Source organism: Actinomycetospora sp. NBRC 106378 (assembly GCF_030269685.1).
GTDB lineage: Bacteria > Actinomycetota > Actinomycetes > Mycobacteriales > Pseudonocardiaceae > Actinomycetospora.
The window spans coordinates 1-257 of record NZ_BSTT01000046.1 but is presented as its reverse complement, the minus strand read 5'-3'; the positions used below and the strand labels follow the sequence as shown (position 1 = coordinate 257).

The window sequence follows — 257 nt, the reverse complement described above, 5'->3', positions numbered from 1 at the left end:
CCGCCACGCCATGGACAACGACGTCGAACTCGGCGGCGAGGTCCGCGAGGTCGCCGTCCTGTTCGTCGACCTCGTCGGCTCCACCACCCTGGCCGCGACCCGACCCCCGCACGAGGTCGTCGAACTGCTCAACGAGTTCTTCGCCGTGGTCATCGACGTCGTCGAGCACCACAGCGGGTGGATCAACAAGTTCGAGGGCGACGCCGCGCTCGCGGTGTTCGGCGCCCCCACCGACATGGACGACGCCGCGGGGTGTG

General features: G+C 69.6%; 1 protein-coding gene. It reads left to right on the top strand.

Annotated features, from left to right (window positions below):
- The coding region (locus QSK00_RS30335) for an adenylate/guanylate cyclase domain-containing protein (RefSeq protein WP_285597273.1) at positions 1-257 on the top strand (257 nt) is incomplete at both ends.